The sequence below is a fragment of the Salinicola sp. NYA28a genome (genome assembly GCF_976982775.1).
On sequence record NZ_OZ334582.1, the window covers coordinates 2,374,491 to 2,395,516 of the forward strand.

Below are 21,026 nucleotides of genomic sequence, written 5' to 3' on the forward strand. Positions count from 1 at the left end.
CGTAATTCTTGCTACTTGTCAGTTTCATGGTGATATTCTGCAATGGCATCTTCGATATTGTCATACCAGAAAGCTTCGCCCTGCTTTAGATAAATACCGGCCTGACACATCTCTTTAAGGATACCCTCGCCATGGGACACCATAATGAGGCTAGCCTTACTGATGCGGTCTTTAAAGGCTTTCTGAGCTTTCTTCTTGAATGCCCGGTCACCGACGGCTGTTGCTTCGTCCGAGAGATAGACATCGAAATCGAAGGCCAACGATAGGCCAAACGATAACCTAGCTCTCATCCCGGACGAGTAGGTACTGACTGGCTCATCGAAAGCTGGTCCGATTTCTGCAAAGTCCTGAACTTCCTGCATCAGCTCGTCCAGCCTGGCTTTGACACCATGTATTCTTGCCACGAACTTGACGTTCTGCCGTCCGGTCATGCCTCCTTTGAATCCGCCAGCCAGGCCGATGGGCCAGGACACACGGCGGCGCCTGATAATGGTGCCTTTGTCAGGTCTGTCCATCCCCCCTATTAAACGAAGAAGAGTCGATTTACCTGCACCATTGCGGCCAACGAGACCGACGCTAACCCCATCGGGTATCACGAGATCAATATCTCGCAATACCCAGTCGCTACCGTGATGATTATGGTAGCGTTTATATAAATGGCTAATTTCGATCATCCCACATCGCTGCCTGTCAGTATCTATGGTTTATAGGGCTTGGTTATAGGGCCTTCAGCTTCGCTGAAAACCGGATATGCATCAGCAAGCCAAGAGTCAGACTCGATAAGGCCCATAGCCATAGATAGGTCATGTCTATTCCATCAAGGGTATGGTAACCATCAAAAAAGGAGAGTCGCATGCTTTCCAGCCCATGCACGATGGGATTCCATAGCACGTACTGCTGGAACTGATGCGGTATGTAAGTGATAGGAAAAATCACGCCGGAAATAATGAGCAAGGGCAAGCTTATTATCTTCACGACCTTTCCAACCTCAGAGACTAACGTCGAGACTACCGACAACAGTACCCCCAAGCCGGCCCCCAACGCCCAGAGCGATAGCCAATCCAGCAAGGCGCCGACCCCAAAGTCAGGAATCAGGTCAAGCTTTAGAAGCTCTCCAACAAAGATGAACAACAAGAAAATAAAACTTCTTATCATTCCTTCGACGAAGCAGCGTACCAGGACCGGGTCGATCGGCAGAATCTGCCGATAGGTGAACAGGCCACGGCTGGCGTCGACCGCCCCCATGGGTTTCATCATGGTTTCACGGAAAACGTAGAATCCCATCAGTCCGACAACCATCCAGGGGACGAAGTCGGCACCGGCGATGGTTCTTCCGCTCATGATGAAAGAACGAATCGCCACCATGACGCCAATGGTTGCCAATGGCTCGAAGATCATCCAGAACCAGGCCATACGGTCCGCCGTGGTTCTGGAAACCATTTCACGCGAAAACATTGCGGCCCAGACATCCCATGTAACACGCAAAGGATGACGGGCAGCTCCCTCATTCTCTAAAGAAAACATGTCTTGAACCTAAAACGGCGAGGCACTTCTGCCCCGCCGTCCGATTGGCATTAAAGATCCAGCGCGACTTTCGTCGCCACGGCCACCTGATAAAGAATCTGCGTAATGCTGGTGGCCAGCTCGATGTTGCTGGTCGGTGCAGCCGGCAGTACCAGGATTTCGTCTCCGGCGCGAACCTTGGTGTCGCCGGCACGAATCACAGCGCCATTGCGATGGACGACGAGGACCTGATCGTCATCCGCACGCGGCGTGAGGCCACCGGCGTTCTGGATGTAGTCCTCGGCGCTCATGCCCGGCGTGAAGACCATCGCTTGCGGAATCGTGATTTCCCCGCTGAGAAGCACGGAATCCGAGCTTTCCGGGATGGTGATCACGTCGCCATCCTGCAAACGGATATCGGCAATATTGCCGCCACGCGCCACGACCAATCGCCCTGTCGGCTCGGTTTGACGTGCTTTCTGCACGAAGCGCTCGATCAACTCGGCCTGGCGGACCTGAATCTCGCCTTCGCCAGTGGTGCGCGCGGGATAGCCAAGATATGTCTGCTCAAGGCGATCCAGACTCTCGTTGAGCGATTCCTCCTGCTGCTCCGCCACGCTCTCGCGGCGAATGGAGACATCCTGATAGCTGGTCATGCTCTTGGGTACGCTGATCGCGTTGAGGAACTCACCCAGGTGAGCGTCACGCGGCAAGACGTAGCGCGAGGGGCCGTAATAGCTGCCTTCGATCTGTACCACGATGCTCTCGTTACGCTGGTCGGCGCTGAACAGAACCTCGTCGCCACGCTGAACGCTGGCAGTGCGGAATTCATTCAGTGTCAGGTAGCGCGCGAGCGGGCCATCCGGACGGTCACCCCGCAACAATACATGTGTCACGCCGGATCGGAGACGCGCCAGGTTAGTGACATCGCCACCGGTCAGGTTCTCACCGGCCAGTTCGTAGCGGAAAGGACGCTGAACGTCGCCGACGACGGCAACGGCAGGCCCACGCTCTTCGACGACGATGGTGTCGCCATCACGGAACTGGGTCTGCGGCATTTCACCGTTGATCAGAAAGTCGTAGAGATCGATCGTATCGACCGTGCGCCCGCCGCGTTTGATCGTGATCTGGCGGTAGCTGCCCAAGGCCTGATCGATGCCGCCGGCCTGATCGAGAAAATAGAGCATAGAATCGGTGGGCGTACCGGAATAACGCCCGGGATTCTGCACGTAACCGGTGACGAACACGCCCACCGGCTGCACGCCCTGCAGGTTGGTATAGACCTGAACGTTTTCCGGGTAGACCGACTTGATGGCAGCAGTGACTCGGGAATTCAGCCCGCTGTTGGACGTGCCCTGAACATTTAACGGCCCGATCCCCGGCAGGAAGATATTGCCCTGGGAATCTACCGTCAGCACGCTCTGCATCTCGGTGCCGCCCCAGACGCGCAGATTGATCTGGTCCCCGGGTTTGATGGTATAGCCGGGGTTGAGCCCGTCCGCCATTACGCCGCGAAAGCCGCCGGTGAACAGATTGGCGCCAAACGGTGGCAGTGTGTTCGGGTCGACCAGCGCCTGGTTCTGATCGGCCGGGCCATTGTTGGCTGGACCATTGTTGGCTGGACCATAGTTCGAGCTGTTCCAGCTGGCTCGAGGCTGGTCGTCGACGGCCTGCTGCTGAGACTGCTGCCCATTCTCTGACGCTCGAGAGGTCATCGACTGTGCTTGCTGGTCTTGCGGAACGATACTGCCCGAACCGAAGGATTGTGCGTTAGCCAACCCGGAATTCAGGCACGCTACCGCCACCAGACACCCGGCCCGGAAAAACGATGCTGCATGTTTCATGCAAAACTTCCTGTTGTGTTCACACGGCTTGAAGCCGTTGCTCGAATCCACCGAAAAAACGATACGCTCGAAGCACGGCGCCAAAGCAGAGGTTTTTTGTTACGGAGTGCTGGGCTCGCCCAACACCTGTGTCACCAACCGTTGGGCGTACCACCCGTTGTCCTCGAGCAGACACGCCACCTGGGCGCGTTGAGCGCTCGCGGGCGCACCCTGGCGATCCACATCCAGATGGGTGCAGAGACGCCCGCTTGCGGCGAAGTAGCGTTCCTGAACGATGACGGAGACGTTCGAGCCCCAGGGGCTTTTGGGAAAAGCAGAAATGCTGCCGGGTGTGGCGTTGTCGAGGAAACTGGAGATTTCGGGGCCCAAGGCCGCTGCGCCCTGCATGGTGGCTACGGTATCGCTACCGTAATGACCACTTTGCGTTGCACAGCCGGTTATCGCGCCGGCCATGGCGGCAACGACCAAAATTCTGCCAATGCCACGTCGAGAAGATGAAGACGACCTACGACTAGGGAACATGTTTTGCGCTCAGTCTAGGAAAAAGGATGGAGCCTAAAAATAGCGGCCTACCCCTGGATCATGAACCCAACGGGAAGCGGCCAGTCGAATAGGTTACTGCAACCGGGGAGGTTACCAAAGTCATGACACAAATCCAGGCCGGTTCTAAGCCTCGCGTTTGGCGAGAGCTCATCCGTACCAACCAACAAAGGTAAAGCTGCAGAAAAGCGTATCAGGACCGGGTGAGGTCACTTGGAAAGGCGTTTAGGAGGGGGAAACCAAGAGATTAGGAGGGAGAAACCAAGAGATGCCGCTCGCGGCAACGAACAATCGTGCCGGGCGAGGCTCGGCACGCACCGGCAATGATGTCATTGCCGGGCGTCAAGTAGCTCGGGGGTGCGGGAATCCAGCCAGGCGGAGCGGTCGGCGGGGAAGCGTTTAGCTTGCATGCGTGACCACCAGAACCGTTGCGCTAAACGGCTGTCACCAATAGCCGACGCTTTTTCCCGGGCCTTATCCGCCATCCAACGCGTTCTATCCCTGTCATCAGTGAGCTGAAGCATGGCATCGGCCCAGGCCTCCGGATCATCTTCTACCAAGAGCCCATCTACGCCGTGGTGCACGATGCTTCGATAAGGCTCCCGGTTGCTGAAGATGCCTACGCCTCCCATCGCGGCTACATCCAGATATTTGATGAAGGACTTGGCATTGTTGAAAGGCGTGTCCCACAGAGGCACCAAACCGACGTGGATACGCTTGAACCGCTGGTAATGCCGGAACGCAGACCAGGAAAGAGGTCGAGGCGTTGCTACTCTGGAGAGCAGTTTCAGCTTCTCAGGCGTATGCTTGCCCAACATGATTTCGAAGTTAATGGTTGAACGCCGGTCATGAGCGATCTGGATAGCCGGAGCGATATGCTCGAGGTCCGGCAAATGAGCACGCGTGCCGTGAAAAGCCAAAGTCCAGTTCGGATACCCGAAATGTTCGAGACTACCTGGTTGGGATAACCAGGGGGGAGTCATCATTTGGACGTTTCGATGGGCTTTTTTCAGAATTGCCTGCAAATGCAAGCTCGGTACGACAACCTCGGTTGCCAATGACAAAAGCCTTGGCTGATGATCTGAAAGGATACCGGCCAGCCTATGGCGATAAATCTGCGGCAGTCTCTCGTCTTGTACAGCCGCCTCGAAGTCATCGTCTATCAGGTAATAAACCGCGCTCCAGGTGCGCTGGGTTTCCAGCAGCTCTATCCATCTCAACGATAGCGATCGACTGACCAGTATATAGGCCCCATCGACCAATTTTGCGAAGCGCTTTTTGCTCATTGGCGGTACGGTCCACCGCCTGGTGTTGATCTTCTTGACTTCATAACCTTGCTCGGCTAACCAAGGTGCCACGGAATTTAGAAAATAGATATCTTCTGTCGGCAGAGCAGTATCACTCAGCACGACCCATTTAACATTAGACAAACCCTGCCCCCTTGGGCGTTTTTATAAAATTATCAAAGACCTTCTGCGAGGTCTGAATCAGAATCGAGAAAACGAGAGTTATCTGAGCGAGAAATCTTCGTACGCAAGTGTCAGATTAGGATTGTAGGCGGGATCATTATCCAGCTTATCCCCCCAGACCTTACGCATATAATGCATTTCACGTTGAGCTCGGGCTCTTTTTTGAGGGTTGTCATCTGCCCCCCGAGACACGGACTCATGGTGGTAAAGCTCTGCGTAAGGCGTCCACAGGTTGCGATAGCCCGCTTCACGGACTTTCAGGCATAGATCTACATCGTTATATGCAACGCTAAGATGTTCTTCATTGAGCCCATCGACTTCTTCGAATACCGATCTTCTTATCAGCAAGCATGCCGCCGTCACAGCTGAAAGATTTTGCACCAAGCTCAGACGGTTTCGATATCCCGAATGATGACGCGGAAAAAATCGATGCGCATGACCGGCAACGCCACCTAATCCTAGAATGACCCCACCATGTTGAACCGAGCCATTAGGATAATAGAGTTTGGCACCTACACACCCAATCTCCTTACGGCAGGCCTGGCGCACCATTTCGCTCAACCAGTCGTCGTTGATCGGCTCGATGTCGTTGTTGACCAGCCCAAGGATACTGCCCCGGGCATGGCGAGCGCCGAAGTTGTTGATCGCCGAGTAATTGAACGGCTGATTCCAGCGCAGCACTCGCACCCGTGGGTCTTTCGCCACCTCGGCCATGTAGGCCAGGGTTTCGGCACAGGTAGACTGATTGTCGAGAATCAGCAACTCGAAGTTCGGGTAGTCCGTATGCGCCAGTATGGCATCGACACAGGGACGCAGGATCTCGACTCTATCGCGAGTAGGCACCAGTAGACTTACCAGAGGAAGCGGCTCAGGCAACGGCCATGCCACGCGATAACCAACCCCCCGTGCCGGCACCACCTTTGCACCTGGGACAGTGTTGGCCAGGTGCTCGACCAGGACTTGCTGCCCTTTTTCGAGCGAACCCTGCCGCACCCTCCTTCGCTGGTGATAAAGCACGAAAGGAATATGGCGAATCTGCTCAAACGCCAGGCCTTGCGTAAAGCGCAGCAGCAGATCGTAATCCTGACAATCCTCCAGCTCTTCACGAAACCCGCCGATACGACGCAAGCGAGAAGCACGATACACGGCCAGGTGCGAGATATAATTCCGGGCCAACAGCAAATCCGGGTTCCATTGCGGCTTGAAGTGCGGATCGCTGCGCTGCCCTTCCCTATCGACCCGATCTTCATCGCTGTAGAGAAGCTCTGCTTCGGGGTGACGATCCAGAGTATCGGCGACGTGATAGAGCGAATCGGGCGCCAGTTGATCTTCGGCCCCCAAGAACGCCACATAATCGCCACGCACCCCCTCCATCGCCACGTTGCAAGCCGAAGCACTCTGCTGCGAATCACACCTGATGACCCGTATTCGCGCATCCTGCGAAGCGAAACGCTCCACGGTCACCTGCGTTTTCAGGTCCCCGGAAGCATCGGCGATACATAGCTGCCAATTGGGGTAACGCTGCGCCATCACCGACTCGACACAATTTGTCAATGATTCGGTAAAAGCCTCTTTTATCGGTATCACGACGGAAATCAGCGGCTGCCGCTTCAAGTGTGCCAGGCGCACCGCCACTTGCTGAACAGTGGGCTTGCGTAACGGTTCCACATGCTCTAGCCAGTAGCGATAGTTGCTCTCCGGCGAGCAGTGCATGAAAGTTTCTTCATAATGGGCCGCTGCCAGCTTTTTCCAGTGCAAGCCATTTTCACGAGCCTCCCGCTTCAATGAACGGAGAATTGTCTGTGAAGGGAGATCGCGATACTGGGGATGCACGCTGCGAAGACGGTTAGCCATACGGTCATAGGCAAAGCGCGGCGTCAGCCACACTAGGCGCAGGTGAGCGAAGGCAAAGCGCCCCTCGGACTCCAACGGATCCAGGCGAATCGACCGCGTACCATAGGGCACGAAACAGATGCGCTTGGTGATTTTGTCCTGGCGCATTGGCAGAAAAATACTCTGCTCCTCGCTGTAGCCTTCGCCAGTGTCGAAATAGACCCGTATCGCGGCCCGAGGCTGATCATGCTGCATGGAGATTTCGAGCATGTTCCAGCCCGCCAGCGGCTTCGCCCCGCACAATAGAAACTGCGGGTTCTCACTGGTCGAATGCCACTGAAAATATACTTCTCCCGCGGTCGGTTGCTGACCTTCCAGACTAAACCCGGCGCCCAGCCATTCAACATCACGCAACGGTATAAGCTCGGGATCGCATACCAGACGCGGGTAACGTATCCGGCGATGATCAATGCGCCAGGTCGGCAATCTACTTAGCATTCTGTTCCTTGGCTCAGCCACTTCTCGTATCACTTCCACTAGCGTCACTTCACTAGCACCACTTAACTTGAGCCGTTCAACTAGGACCGTTCAACTAGAGCCACCGAGGCGCTTAATGAAGCGCTCACCCAAGCCGGGCTTTCTGTGACCAGCCGCCAGCGTCAATGTTACCTTAGCAAGTGATACTTCGCTTTCACCCAGCACCGCCCCAATCTCGAAGCCCTCCGCAAGCAGCCCGACATCAAGCGTGAAACTGAAGCCGCACGGGTTTTGCTGCCAGAATTCGGGCGCTTCATCCGCGCAGCCGAATACCGCACTCAGGACATCCTTTCGCCGCTTCTCTGGGATGTATAAGCGATAGTCCTGGGGGGTTTTGATATAAATCCGTAGCGGCTGCTGGTACTCGTGCAACCCAACCACCCACCCGGCTACTTTCAAGACCTGCTCGTCCACTAACCACTGGCCTTTGACCGGCGAATCGAGATGCCAGCGGATACGCGACGCCAAGCGCTTGTCCATCACTTTACTGATGGCAATATGCCGCTCACTCCCGTCAGGTGCATGGTCTTGCAGGTATTGTTCGTACTTGGCCGCACGTGACGCCGCTTCACGAGAGGGCACCAGCTTGCCCATGTTGTCCACGGTAATATCGACGGGGTAATACCCCAGAGCCACCAGCGCCTCCTTGACCGCGGGGCGATGCTCGGGCGGCACATAGGAGTCCAGCGCAAAATCCCGATAGCCAACCTGCTTCCCCCACAAGGCCACTACCTCATCCACGAAGCCATCGGCAAACAGTCGCTGCGTCAGCTTGTCGATGCTGGCAGTGGTGAACTCCGCACTGATCGATTCCCGCAGACCCTCGGAAACCTCGTGCTTGCCCTGGGATACTTGCAGATAAGTCCGATCGCCAGAGACGACCGGCACCTTCGCCACCTTGAACAAGCGACGGCTGATCGTGGACTTGCCCGAGCCCGGGGTGCCCATCAGCAGATAGGCATAGGGCTTCATCTTGCGCACATGCACCACATAGCGCTGCAACGGATCACCCGCCTGGTTGACACTGTGGCCGATGATCTTCCAGGCATAGTCACTGAGCATCAAGCCCAGCTTCCTGCGAGTCGGGAACAACCGTTCGTCGATGGAGCGCTCCACCCGAACCCACTCATCTTCCGGGTTCGGCGCAATACTGATCTCGAGCACCAGCAGGCCGTCGTCCGCCAGCCTTTCCATCAAACGGTCGACGAGTGCCGGCTGGTCATCGGCGTAATGCAGCGCGGAAAGCAGAGTGATCACATCGAACGGGCCTTCCGGCAGCTGCTCCCAGGATTGCCGAAGAAAATCGCAACCCGGAAACCGCTGCCTGGCCCGGGCAATCGCCGTGCTCGACTTGTCGATACCCACGACCTGCTCGGCACCGTCAAACGCGGCATAACCGCAAAAGAAACCCTCGTTACAGCCCACATCCAGAAAGCGTTTGCCCGCAAACGACGGCAGGCGCAGTGCGGCCAGCTTCTCCGAAGAGCGCGAGCCGCCTTTTACACCAGGAAAAGTCTGGTATTGCATGAAATCATTTCTCTTGAATCAAGTAGGTGTCGGATAGCGTCTGGACTCCGACCTGAACCGTGGGCTTATGACTCAAACGCGATTAGGCCACTCGACAATGCTTTAAATGGCCGGTGCCAGACGTGCTGGTAAAGTGTCAGGTAGGCCTCTGCCATTACCTGGCAGCTTTGCGAAGTCCCCTTCGTCTGCTGCCAGTGTTGTACTGCCTGCAGCTTCTGCTGCCAAGTCTCCGCCTGGCGGGCCTCCTCCAGTACAGTTAGCACCCCTTCGGCGGTCATGGACGGAGCCAGCCAGCCGGCATTACTTTCACGTAACCTGTCGCCCACTGCACCAATATCGAAACCAATCACCGGTACGCCCGTGGCCCAAAGTTCGGTCAGCGTATGGCAAAAGGTTTCCGGCCAGATCGACAGCACCGCGCCCACATGCGGGCGGATGGCAGCAATCTTGTCGAAAAACTCATCGCGCATGTAGCCGCCATGACAGTTCACCCAATCAGGTAGTGCCAGGTCACTGCTTGCCTTGCCCAGTATATGAATTTCCAGTCCCAACTCCGGCGCCCGGCGCGCCAGTTCACGAATCGTTTCTCCCCCCTTGGCCCGGGAAATATTCCCAGGGAAAACGATTCGCAGCGGCTCCTTACCAGAAGGCGGGGGTGCCAGCTGGGCCATGCGCGGGAAGTCACGCCCATGTGGAAAGACCCGAAAATCGCGTTGCTTCAGAGCAGGGTAAACGGCTTGCAGGTTGGCTCGGGCACTTGGCGTTGTGGTAACGAATGCATCACATTGTGCGAGGACATCATTGAACTCGCGCTGCCACGTTTTAATCGCGGCGTGTTTTAGCGGTGGCAAGCTACCCTCGGCCCAGAGCTCATGCCCGCACTCCCCGCGAGTGGCGGTACACCGCCCGCCGCAGAATTGCTGTTGATCATCGAGCAATTTGATCGAAGGGCACACGCTGTAGTAATCGTGAAACGAGAACACCGTGGGAACCGCCAGCGCCCGAGCCGCTTCAATCAGGCCCAAGCTGTGCCAGGCGATGTGGCGGACATGCACCAGCTCGATGGCGTAGCGCACCAGCCACTCGGCCGCGACGGCATCGTACTCGGCACTGCGATGGGGAAACGCCTCCAACGGCTCGCTGAGAACATGACGCTCCACCTGGGTGTATACCCCTTCGGCGAAATGCAGCAGGGTCATGATGCGGGCGTTGCAGCGCAGCACGAAGCACTCGATACGCTCATCCAACGCCTGCATCAGATCCTGATTGGTCTGTGGCGTCCCCCCTGTACGAGTCGACAATACATACAATATGCGCGGCTTGACCCCACGGCCCGCGCCTTTTGCCGCCTCGGTCAATGTCGCCACCCGGCGCCGGGCCTCCTGCAGCTCAGGCGCGGAGAAGGACTTCTGGACCAGCTTTCCATACTCGGGATGGCGCTTATCAATGACCTGCCGACCCTGCTCTATCAGTGCAACCTTTTCGGCCCCGAAGCTTGCCGAGCGCACATGGTAGATATAGCTGGAATCATCGATGAGGTGCGTCCAGCCCTGTTTGCCGGCCCGCATGCAGAAGTCGTTTTCTTCACCATAGCCACGCGGAAACGCATCGGCATCCAACCTACCGACCTCATCCAAGCAATCGCGCCGAATATAAAGGCAAAAGCCATTGCCGGTAGGCACCTGCGGATAACGACGCAGCGCGCCCTGCGAGATGACGCGGGCAAGGTCTTCCAACGCCAAGCCATCGGGTAACGCATTAGTCCCGGGCTCAGGTGCGGAAAAAGCGCCGGCGTTATTTGAAAGCGGCGTGACCGTACCGACCCGCGCCTGACTGTAGGCCGCCAGCCGCAGGCGGCTCAGCCAACCGGGCGTCACACAGGTGTCGGAGTTGAACAGCACCGCATCGGCACGCCCTGCCAGCTGCAGGCCGCGATTCACCGTGAGAGTAAAGCCGAGGTTATGTTCGTTACGGTAACACTCGAACGGCCAGACATCGCGGTAGCCATCCAGCAGCTGGGCCACGGCAGGATCGGGACTGGCGTCATCAATCACGATAATGCGGCAGGCCATCCGGGTATGCGCCTGCAGCGACGCCAGGCAATCGGCGACGGCGTCCACCGCGTTGTAGACAGGAATGATAACGGCGGGCACATGCCTTGCTACCTTCAAGCGTTCCAGAGTCGCCGCCATATCGAAAGCCACCGGTTCAGCTGGTTCCACCTCTTGCCACCACGGCGCTATCGTCAACTCAGGCCGCGGCCGGCAGCCCCGGTGACGTCCGACACGCAGATAGTGCACCAGAGGATTGACACCCTCTCGGCGTGCGTCCGGACACTGTGCGAAGTAAAAGGCCGTATCGAACGCCGGCCCCGGCTCGCGCAGCTCCCTGGCGCCATCCTGCAGGTAGTGCACCACCGGGTCGACGCCATGGCTGGCCACATCCTGATATTCCGACAGATACCACTCACGGTCGAAAAGGCCGCTTTCGTTGATCAGGGTGACATCGCCCTGCTCTATAGAGGACGCCTGTGGAGAAGGAGGTGGCAAAAGTCTCTCGACGGCAGAGGCAAGTTCACGCTCAGGACCGTCAGGTGATGGCCGCCTCCCCTCCCTGTGGCCATGCTGCAGATAATGCAGCAGGGGGTTCATGCCGGAGGCTTTTACATCCGGGTATTGCGTCAGATACCAGACAGTATCGAAGCGTGGGCCGGGGTGGCGATTCTCCTCGGCACCAAAACGCGCATAGTGCAGGGCCGGCTTTTGATGCCAGATGGGATGCTCCGCGACATCTGGGTACTGCGTCAGATACCACTGTTCATCGAACAGCTCGGAAGCCTCAATCTGTGTTGCCTGGGGCTGGTGGCTATCCATTACGGGCTTTACGAGAGCCCGCCTGAATAAATCCTTGACCACTAAAAAACCTCCGATTAATCAAACACAGCAAGGCAATAACGAACTGCTCAGATCAGTCACTGCCGAACAAGTCGCGTGTGTAGACCTTGTCCGCCACATCCGTCAATTCATCAATCATGCGATTGGCTAGAATCACATCCGCCTCCGCCTTGAAAGCTTCGAGATCTCTGACCACTCGGGAGTTGTAGAACTCGTCTTCTTCCAGCACCGGTTCATAGACGATCACCTCAATTCCCTTGGCCTTGATGCGCTTCATCACCCCCTGCATGGCGCTGGCGCGGAAGTTGTCCGACCCGGATTTCATGATCAACCGATAGATACCGACCACTTCCGGCTGACGCTTGAGCACGGACTCGGCGATGAAGTTCTTGCGGGTGCGGTTGGCGTCCACGATGGCCTGTATCATGTTGCTTGGCACATCGGCGTAGTTGGCCAGTAGTTGGCGTGTATCCTTGGGCAGGCAATACCCCCCATAACCGAAACTGGGGTTGTTGTAGTGCCCGCCGATGCGCGGGTCCAGCGCCACGCCCTCGATGATCTGACGGGCATCCAGGCCATGGGTCTCGGCGTAGGTATCCAGCTCGTTGAAGTAGGCCACGCGCATGGCCAGGTAGGTGTTGGCAAACAGTTTGATGGCCTCGGCCTCGGTACTGTTGGTCAACAAGACCTCCACGTCCTGCTTGTCCGCCCCCTGCTTGAGCAACTCGGCGAATGCCGCCGCGCGTTCGGACTGCTCCCCAACGATGATGCGCGAGGGGTAGAGGTTGTCGTGAAGCGCCCTGCCCTCGCGCAGGAACTCCGGCGAGAAGATCAGGTTCTGCGTGCCAAAACGCTGGCTCGCCTCGGCGGTATAGCCCACCGGCACGGTGGACTTGATCACCATCACCGCCTCGGGGTTGACGGCCATGACCTGCTCGATCACCGCCTCGACGCTGCTGGTGTTGAAGTAGTTGGTTTCCGGATCGTAGTCGGTCGGCGTGGCGATGATAACGTAGTCGGCGTCACGATAAGCTTGCTCTGCGTCCAGGGTAGCCCGGAAGCGCAGATCGTCACGGCCCAGAAAGGCGGAAACCTCCGCATCCTCGATCGGTGAGATGCGATCGTTCAGCATCGCTACCTTTTCCGGCACGATATCGACCGCCATTACATCGTGATGCTGGGCCAGGAGCATGGCGTTGGAGAGGCCGACGTAGCCGGTGCCGGCGATGGCAATTCTCATCACTTACTTCCCCAGATATTAAAAGTTATTGAGTCTTACCAACATGGCCAAAATAGCCGGGATTCAAGTCACACCGGCCACCAAAAAAATCAACCAAGCGAGATGGCTCATGTCTATCAATGTCGTAAGTTAATAAGCTAGCAGGCTTATCCTTAAAAAAATCCAAAACTTGGAAGTGATGGTGATAATAATCTAACCTCCACTGTTCCAGAACTTTTTCTTTATCTAGCGCATAATGATATTTATACCAATCCAAATACAGTCCTCCAGCATGCCTCTCTCTGCTTTTCAACCAATCTTCAATATTTCTTGTATTCAATATAAATTTTGATTCAGGGTGCCATTGAAAAAAACTCTTAAAATACTTATACCCTTCAATACATGGCTTATCTTTCCTCGTCACACACTCAATATCAGAAAATACATCAAATTCCTCATAGCCAGATATTGGATCTTGAAATGAAGAAATATTCTTAGCTATATCAATAGCCAGGTCACCATCTTTCCAATGCACACCTTTAAGCCCGTTCTTAACAAAGAAGTCATGAAAGCTTCTCGTGGCAGTTTTATTAAACCCAATAACAAAAATCTTACCATTAGACTTCATGAAAGAACATCCCGGAAGTATCGAATAGTATTCTCAAGGCCATCATCGAGATTAACAGATGGCTCCCAACCAAGCTTATCCTTAGCAAGTCGTATATCTGGCTGACGCTGCATAGGATCATCTTCAGGCAGTGACCTGTATACGAGACGACTAGAACTTTTAGTTTTCTCTATAATCTTAGTTGCAAGCTCTAGCATAGTAAATTCACCAGGATTTCCTAAATTAACTGGGCCGGTAAAACTTTGTTCCGAATGCATCATCCTCAAGAACCCATCAATCATATCTTCGACATAACAAAAACTTCGACTCTGATTGCCATCACCATAGATAGTGATATCTTCACCTTTCAAAGCCTGGACAATGAAGTTACTAACTACACGACCGTCATTAGGATGCATTCTTGGCCCATATGTATTAAAAATGCGAACCACCTTTATTTCTAAGCCATGCTGGCGATAATAATCAAAAAACAAGGTTTCAGCGCAGCGCTTCCCTTCATCATAACAAGCTCTTGGGCCTATCGTATTTACACTGCCTTTATATGATTCAGGCTGTGGATGAACTTCCGGGTCACCATAAACCTCGCTCGTTGAAGACTGGAAAATAGGTACTTTTAGACGTTTAGCCAGACCAAGCATATTAATTGCACCCATGACACTGGTTTTTGTTGTTTGAACAGGATCCACCTGGTAGTGAACAGGACTGGCTGGACAAGCGAGGTTATATATACAATCCACTTCAATATACAAGGGAAAAGTGATGTCATGCCTAATTAATTCAAAATAAGGATTTGAAATCAAATGAATAATATTGCTTTTCCTGCCGGTGAAAAAGTTATCAACACATATAACCTCGTCACCTAAGTCAAGCAGCTTTTCACACAAATGACTTCCTAAGAATCCTGCGCCGCCTGTCACCAATACTCTTTTCATGCTTTTAAACCTTGATATGAGAGACTTTCTGAAAGTTGGTCGGCTAAAAGCCCTATATCTACAACAATATCATCGCGGTGCTTGTCTTCACCGTTAACTATCACTGGGTTAACCAACGCCTTATAATACAATTCTTTCGATTCAGCAATCGCATAAAAGCAGGTGTTCAAATAGTTCTCTTGGAGCAATTCAATAACAAGCGTACCTTTGTCGCAAAATAGCAAGTTTGTCAATCCCGCGCCGTGAGGTGCGACAACGGCTTCTGATGATTTAAATAATTGGATCTGGTCCCTTACACTCTTACCATCTAATACAACTTCTTCAAAACCATATCTCTCAAGAGCCTCTAAGACTTGCTTCTCATTTTTAACGCATCTCTTTGACGTATCTTTCCTTGATACATATATCCTTTTTTTTCTAGTTTCTTTCGTTAACTCAACCTTATTAGCCAAAGAATCAAATAGACTTGCCTTCAGCTTGCTTTTTGAAAAAACCAAATCATTCCAAAGCAAATTGGTGAAAAATGCCTTTTCAACTAAACACAAACTACCTTTTTTCAACTCAATATAATTAACCCCATCAAGAATTTCTATATACTCCCTCGAGAATCTATTTAGCTGAGGACCCAGTATATTAATCGGCTTTTCTTTTCCATAATCTTCAGAATGCTCAAGGACAAATAATATCGATGCAAATACTTGACTAACCCAATGGTAGTAATTGTTCTTTGATGCGTTTCCGGCAACTATGTAAGCTCCTTCGTAATAGCAACTATTGTTAATAGCACCATTTAAAAAGTTTTTCTCCACTTGGTTTTTAGCCAAATACTCCGATTTCTTAATCAACCCCTTATCAAGAGAAAAAAGAGCAAACCTGTCTGCAAAAACAACAAGCTTTTTTTCTTCAAAAATAGATATTTTCGAATCACTATTCAAAGAAAAACTTCCATTATTTCCAAATCGGCAATTTTTTGAAAAAAAAATCATTTCACCTTTACCTTAATTCTCTATTTTTGGTTTCGCTCAACGAATAATTATTCACATAAAAAATGACTGACATAGATCACCTAAACCCGCCTCATTCACGAGGGTGCTGATTGAGCGGTCTGAAGGTACTGACTGGTGGCATCGCTTATCAGGATCGGCTTCTTCAGCGCGAATAGCTGTTGAGTAATGCCAAAACGCTGAAATTTCCCCGCTTCCTTATAGCTCTTTGGAATCAATTGCGACCGTCCAAGCAGCCGTGATCGCCGCCCGCCGCTCCGGTCGCTCGCTTTCTGATGCTGTGGTGGTCTCGCAGAAGCGTCAGCTCAGTGCGGTCAGCTTCGGCAGCCCCTTCAGCAGCGTCGGCCACCACTTGTCGGCGGCGGCACCCAGATGAACGGTGATTCGCCGAGCGTGCAGTCTCAGCGTGGCGGCGACCTTCAGCACCTGCTCGCGCATCCGGCTGAGGCTCCAGCCTTGCCGGGTCTGCCGCTCCAGCAGGCAGCGCAGCCCATGCAGCACCTGGTAGGCGTAGAGGTTCAGCAGCAGGCTCATCTCGTTGCGGGCCATCACGTCCTGGACGGTAGAGGCGCCGCGATCGGTCGACGAGAGGTGCAAGTCGAGCGCCGACTTCACCTCGCCCATGTGCGCCTCGGCGCTGCCGCGCTTGCGGTAGAGCGCCAGGACCTTCTCCGGCGGCCAGTCGAACTTGCCGAGGTTGGTGACCAGGAAGAAGGCATGCAGCAGCAGGTCATCGGGGCGTTCCTGCACCACCAGCACGACGCGACGCGGTGCCGACCAAGAGCCCGCTTGATACTCCAGATCGTGGCTCCACTCGCGAGGCTGCTCGGGTGGCCGGCCTGGTGGCCGCTTCAGGTGCGGTGCCGCCAGCTTCTGCAGGCCCGTGTGGCTGCGCAGCCTGCCCAGGTACTCGATGCCGCGATCTTCCAAGGCCTCCAGCGTCGCGTTGTCAGTGAAACCGGCGTCGATGCGCACCCGTACCTGAGCGCCGGTACTCTCGTTGAGTCGCCGCACCAGATGCGGGATCCAAGTATCGGCGTTCTCAGCCGGGCCAGCGTTGCCCTCGCGCAGGAGCCCACCCACCATGTCGCCGGTCTCGGCCAGCGAGGCGACCAGCGGCGAGTAGATGCGGGCACCGTAAAGTCCGTGAAATGCGGACCCTCCTTGGTGGCCGTGGACTTCGATCGGCAGGCCGTCGATGTCCAGCGTCAGCTGCTTGGGACGCTCGCCGTTCTGCAGCGAGCTCAGGCGCCAGACCACCAGCCGCAGCAGGCCTTCGTGCACGGCATCGATATTGTCGTTGCGCCCGAGGCAGCTCAGCAGCCGCGACAACGTGGCTTGAGACGGCCTGTCTTGGGCCAGGGGCGTCATCCCGCGCGCGTCGCTGCAGGCCAACTGCCAGAGCGGGTCACGGCGCAGCGTGTCGGTATCGCTGAGATCGATCCAGCCCATCGCACGCTGCAGCACCAGGGTACGCAACTGGCTGGCCAGCGAATGACGGATGCGCAGCGGGTGGCGTCGATCGACCAGATTGTCTTCCAGCGCCTCGATCACGCCGCTGTTGTCGAGGGCCTCACGCAACAGCAGAGCGCCGCTGTCGCTGGTGGTGCGCTGGCCGCTCAGCTCAACACGGACAGCGCCGTTGCATGAGGGCGTCCAGGTGGATAGGCTTTCACCCATAGCGGATGGCTCTCTTGGTTCAGGTTCTTGGCGGAACACACTGAATTTTCAAGAGAATACCATCCGCTATCTTCGTTTTCAGGCCGGCCTCATGAATAAGCCGGGTTAATAGACTGTTCTCAAAACCATAAGTGCTTTTTCATAACGTGCATCTAAAGAATGCTTTTCAGAACACTCGTAAAAGGCATTTTCAGCCAATCTTTGACGTAATTGCTCATCCTCTACTAGCTTTGATACTTTTTCGATCCAATCATGTTTATTATTCATAGCGACTAGGCAATTTTTATTATCTTCCGCTAGGCCAGAATAAGCGGCATGATCAGAAACCACTATCGCCATATCCAATGCAGCATACTCCAAGAACTTTAAATGCGATTTAGATTTATTAAACTCATTCTCTTCCAAAGGAATCAGCCCAATATCCCAATGAACTCGTTGTTTCAGCCAATTCACAAAATTTGGGTAATCTCGCTTCTTTGGGAGTCCGACTCTTTCCCCAAAAGTGGGAGATTTATCCTGAAAGACACCAATTACTTCTATTTTTATTTTATCTCCATACCTGCGCTTCAGCTCTTTCATCGCTGATTCAATTCTTGCAACATCATGAGCATGAGAAGGCGTTCCAATATATCCTATAGTAATAGGGCGCCCAGGGAAACGCCTATAACTTCCTTGCGAATGGTCTCTGCCATTAGACAGATCCCACAGCTCTTTATCGACACGATTCTCCACGACCATTATGTTTTTAGAAAATGAGCTCAGCTTGTTTTTAAGCGACTCTGTAGAAACAGTGACCAAGTTTGCATGGCGAGCTAGAAAGCGGATTTTTTTAGGCGTCTCATCGTCAAATTTCCCCTTATCTCTTAACTGCTCTAACTCAAGAAGATCGTCATCTAAATCGTATATTATTTTATTACCTTTTTTCTGCCAAAGATTAGCCCACACACTGATTTCATCAAAACTGACAGACGGCAAATCGCGTTGCATAATCAATGTGCAGTTACTACAAGAATCGATAGAAGGCAAGCATTTCACAACTTCTACACGATTCTTCTTTAACACCTGAGCACTTTGGTATGGCAACAATAATCTAACATATGCTGAGCCAGTAGGTGTATCCCTATCTTTCTGTAGAGAAGGAAAGATGAGCAGATCATTTTTGTCAACTTTGGGGTTGCGCTCTCTATGACTATTCAAATTCTTGAGTATTGGCATAAGCTCACTAACTGCCGCTTTATGCACTGAATAGTTTGCAGCAGTCAAAAGAGCTTGCTGCTGCATTTTTTTTACCTTCTCCCTATCCTTGATCAGCGAGTTAATATCTAAAAAGCAAGCCCCCTCATCAAAGGTATCGACTAACAATGCATTCTCATGATGCATTGCATATTCATGGGCGCCGCCATAAATAGGCAGAATCGATACTGCGCCACAGGCCATAGCTTCCAAGCCCGTTCTTCCAAATGCTTGGTAGTCCGACAAATCTATGAAAATATCACTAGCACTTAAAACTTCTGCAACTTCAGGCCTTTTCAAAACTCCATAGTTGGAGAACTCAAATTCAGACTCAAGCAATTTAAAATCAGGTTCATCGCTTTTACAACCGAATATCTTTATTTCAACATCGCACATGTTATCTTTATAAATTTCAGACAGGAGCCTCATTGTTCTAGCCGCACCGCGACGAGGCGTCTTGGGACGGATCATGGCAGAAACCACTAGCTTTTCTTTGTTTTTACTGCTATCGCAGAATTTGTAAACATCATGATCAATACTTGGTGAAACTTTTTCAACATTTATACCATGACAGTCTTGCACCTTATCTACAATCCAGTTCGTCTTTGCGAAGCAGAAAGCATGAGGAATTAAGTTATAAGACCGAAATGCCTCATGTCGTTGGCTGGTATTACTTTCAAAGAAAAGAGGCTCATAGTCTTGAATATAGTACGCAGGAAGAATATGGGGGTTAGCATCCACAATTTTATTCAAGTACTTAATAGAAGAAAAAAGTGTAGCCACGACCACGTCGTATTTTTCAGCAAGGTTTACTAAGTCATCTTCCGAAAACCCGACAAACATGCTTTTGAAATCAGTTATATCTGCATAATTCTCATGGAATCTAGGGACTTGCTCATGCTTCATTGCAATGTGCACCTGAACCCCTAAACGACGCATCGCACAAGCTTCTTGAACAACTGAATGAGCACCACCACCACCACCTTGCACAGGAAGTAAAAAAAGCAATTTAAAATCAAACGTGAAGCTTGATTTCTCATCACGAAAACGCTGAAAAGCGTCTATCTTATTTTTCACCTCACTTCTAACATCGTCTAGCTGGGTAGTGTCTTTTATTTTATCAACCAGAGACTTAAACTTTTTCTCGGTATGCTTATCTTTCAGTTGTTGACTTCCTTGCCGTGATAGCTCTTTCCTCTTTTCATGCCCAAAGCTCTTTGATTTAGCATGAAAAACATAAGCATCATCAGCTATTGCAAGCTCAAACCCCGCATCAGCTACTCGTATGCAATAGTCATTTTCCTCTCCATATCCGGTCGGAAATGCCTCTTCATCCAGCAACCCCACTGCATTGATGACTTCTCGGCTCATCATGAAACAGAAACCGTTCACAAATGGAACACGAGGATAAACATGATGAGATGCGTCACGAACAACAGTCGCCATTTCATCTGGCGTCATGTTTAATGGAATCTCATTGACGGCAAACTGCTTGTTTTCATCTAGAAGCTCAGGCACATTCTGCCAGCTTGCAGCATTGGACAAGGGCCCAACAATGCCTAGCTTTTCATCAGAACGAATACAACGTATCAAGCTCTGAAGCCATCCTTCCGTAACAATGGCATCACTATTTAGTGTTACTAAATAATCTCCATGACTCTCTCTTAGACCTGTGTTAACAGCCTTAGTGTAACCACGATTTTCCGGGTGTTCTATCAGGAGGAATGAGGAGTCACCATAACAGAAGTGGCGCAGCCAATCGGTCGTTTCCTGGTCAGAACTATCGTTGACCACAATAACCTGTAGTTTATAGCCGTCATTATGCAGAGACAATGACTTGAGGCAGCGCTTAACCTCCTCCAAGGCATTGTAAACAGGCACTATTATATCAACTGTATAAAGCTGCTGACTTAACAGGTAAGGAACGGCCGGATGGTTTCGGTCGTAAAGTTCAAGCGGCATCTCTTTGGAGTTCTTTACACGCTCTTCGCTGAAATGGTCTCCTCCGCCACCTGACACCACGCAATGTTTTCTGGAAATTGCTTTATTTACCATTGAGATATTAAACAATACCTGCTTTCTCAACTCAGGAACTTCATGAAGCGCTTCTTCATATTCTTTAATTGCACGCTCATACTGTCTTGACCTGAAGAAACGGTTTGCTTTCCCTAAAGCACGCATCA

Annotated in this window: 14 protein-coding genes; all 14 read right to left on the minus strand. The window is 52.7% G+C overall.

What is annotated here, in order from left to right:
* Positions 1-11: 11 nt before the first annotated feature.
* A complete protein-coding gene (locus tag ACWHY3_RS10750) occupies positions 12-674 on the minus strand; it encodes an ABC transporter ATP-binding protein (protein ID WP_448126512.1) in 663 nt (220 codons plus the stop codon).
* Positions 675-717: 43 nt separating this feature from the next.
* Entirely contained in the window at positions 718-1,524 is an 807-nt protein-coding gene (locus ACWHY3_RS10755; protein ID WP_448126513.1) for an ABC transporter permease, read from the minus strand.
* A 50-nt stretch (positions 1,525-1,574) separates the two neighbouring features.
* A complete protein-coding gene (locus ACWHY3_RS10760) occupies positions 1,575-3,347 on the minus strand; it encodes a polysaccharide biosynthesis/export family protein (RefSeq protein ID WP_448126514.1) in 1,773 nt (590 codons plus the stop codon).
* A 99-nt stretch (positions 3,348-3,446) separates the two neighbouring features.
* On the minus strand, positions 3,447-3,800 hold the full coding sequence (locus tag ACWHY3_RS10765; protein ID WP_448126515.1) for a DVU3141 family protein: 354 nt from the start codon (positions 3,798-3,800) through the stop codon (positions 3,447-3,449).
* Between the two features lie 416 nt (positions 3,801-4,216).
* Positions 4,217-5,296: a glycosyltransferase gene (locus ACWHY3_RS10770; RefSeq protein WP_448126516.1), complete on the minus strand. Its 1,080-nt coding sequence runs from the start codon at positions 5,294-5,296 to the stop codon at positions 4,217-4,219.
* A 99-nt stretch (positions 5,297-5,395) separates the two neighbouring features.
* Positions 5,396-7,603: a glycosyltransferase family 2 protein gene (locus ACWHY3_RS10775; RefSeq protein ID WP_448126517.1), complete on the minus strand. Its 2,208-nt coding sequence runs from the start codon at positions 7,601-7,603 to the stop codon at positions 5,396-5,398.
* A 174-nt stretch (positions 7,604-7,777) separates the two neighbouring features.
* Positions 7,778-9,253, minus strand: coding sequence for a class I SAM-dependent methyltransferase (locus ACWHY3_RS10780; protein WP_448126518.1), 1,476 nt, complete (start codon positions 9,251-9,253; stop codon positions 7,778-7,780).
* Positions 9,254-9,318: 65 nt separating this feature from the next.
* Complete coding sequence (locus ACWHY3_RS10785) at positions 9,319-12,126, minus strand: glycosyltransferase (RefSeq protein WP_448126519.1); 2,808 nt, start codon at positions 12,124-12,126, stop codon at positions 9,319-9,321.
* A gap of 94 nt (positions 12,127-12,220) precedes the next feature.
* The gene (locus ACWHY3_RS10790; RefSeq protein ID WP_448126520.1) at positions 12,221-13,387 is read right to left on the minus strand and encodes a nucleotide sugar dehydrogenase; all 1,167 of its coding nucleotides are present in this window, start codon (positions 13,385-13,387) and stop codon (positions 12,221-12,223) included.
* Between the two features lie 25 nt (positions 13,388-13,412).
* Positions 13,413-13,994 (minus strand): sulfotransferase, encoded by a 582-nt coding sequence (locus ACWHY3_RS10795; RefSeq protein WP_448126521.1) that lies wholly within the window; start codon positions 13,992-13,994, stop codon positions 13,413-13,415.
* Positions 13,991-14,926, minus strand: a complete 936-nt coding sequence (locus ACWHY3_RS10800; protein ID WP_448126522.1) for a UDP-glucuronic acid decarboxylase family protein — start codon at positions 14,924-14,926, stop codon at positions 13,991-13,993. Before ACWHY3_RS10800 ends, ACWHY3_RS10795 begins: the two co-directional genes overlap by 4 nt.
* On the minus strand, positions 14,923-15,861 hold the full coding sequence (locus tag ACWHY3_RS10805) for a glycosyltransferase family 61 protein (protein WP_448126523.1): 939 nt from the start codon (positions 15,859-15,861) through the stop codon (positions 14,923-14,925). Before ACWHY3_RS10805 ends, ACWHY3_RS10800 begins: the two co-directional genes overlap by 4 nt.
* 369 nt (positions 15,862-16,230) lie before the next feature.
* Positions 16,231-17,610, minus strand: a complete 1,380-nt coding sequence (locus ACWHY3_RS10810) for an IS1380 family transposase (RefSeq protein ID WP_448126524.1) — start codon at positions 17,608-17,610, stop codon at positions 16,231-16,233.
* 105 nt (positions 17,611-17,715) lie between these two features.
* Positions 17,716-21,024: a glycosyltransferase gene (locus tag ACWHY3_RS10815; RefSeq protein WP_448126525.1), complete on the minus strand. Its 3,309-nt coding sequence runs from the start codon at positions 21,022-21,024 to the stop codon at positions 17,716-17,718.
* Positions 21,025-21,026: the final 2 nt, after the last annotated feature.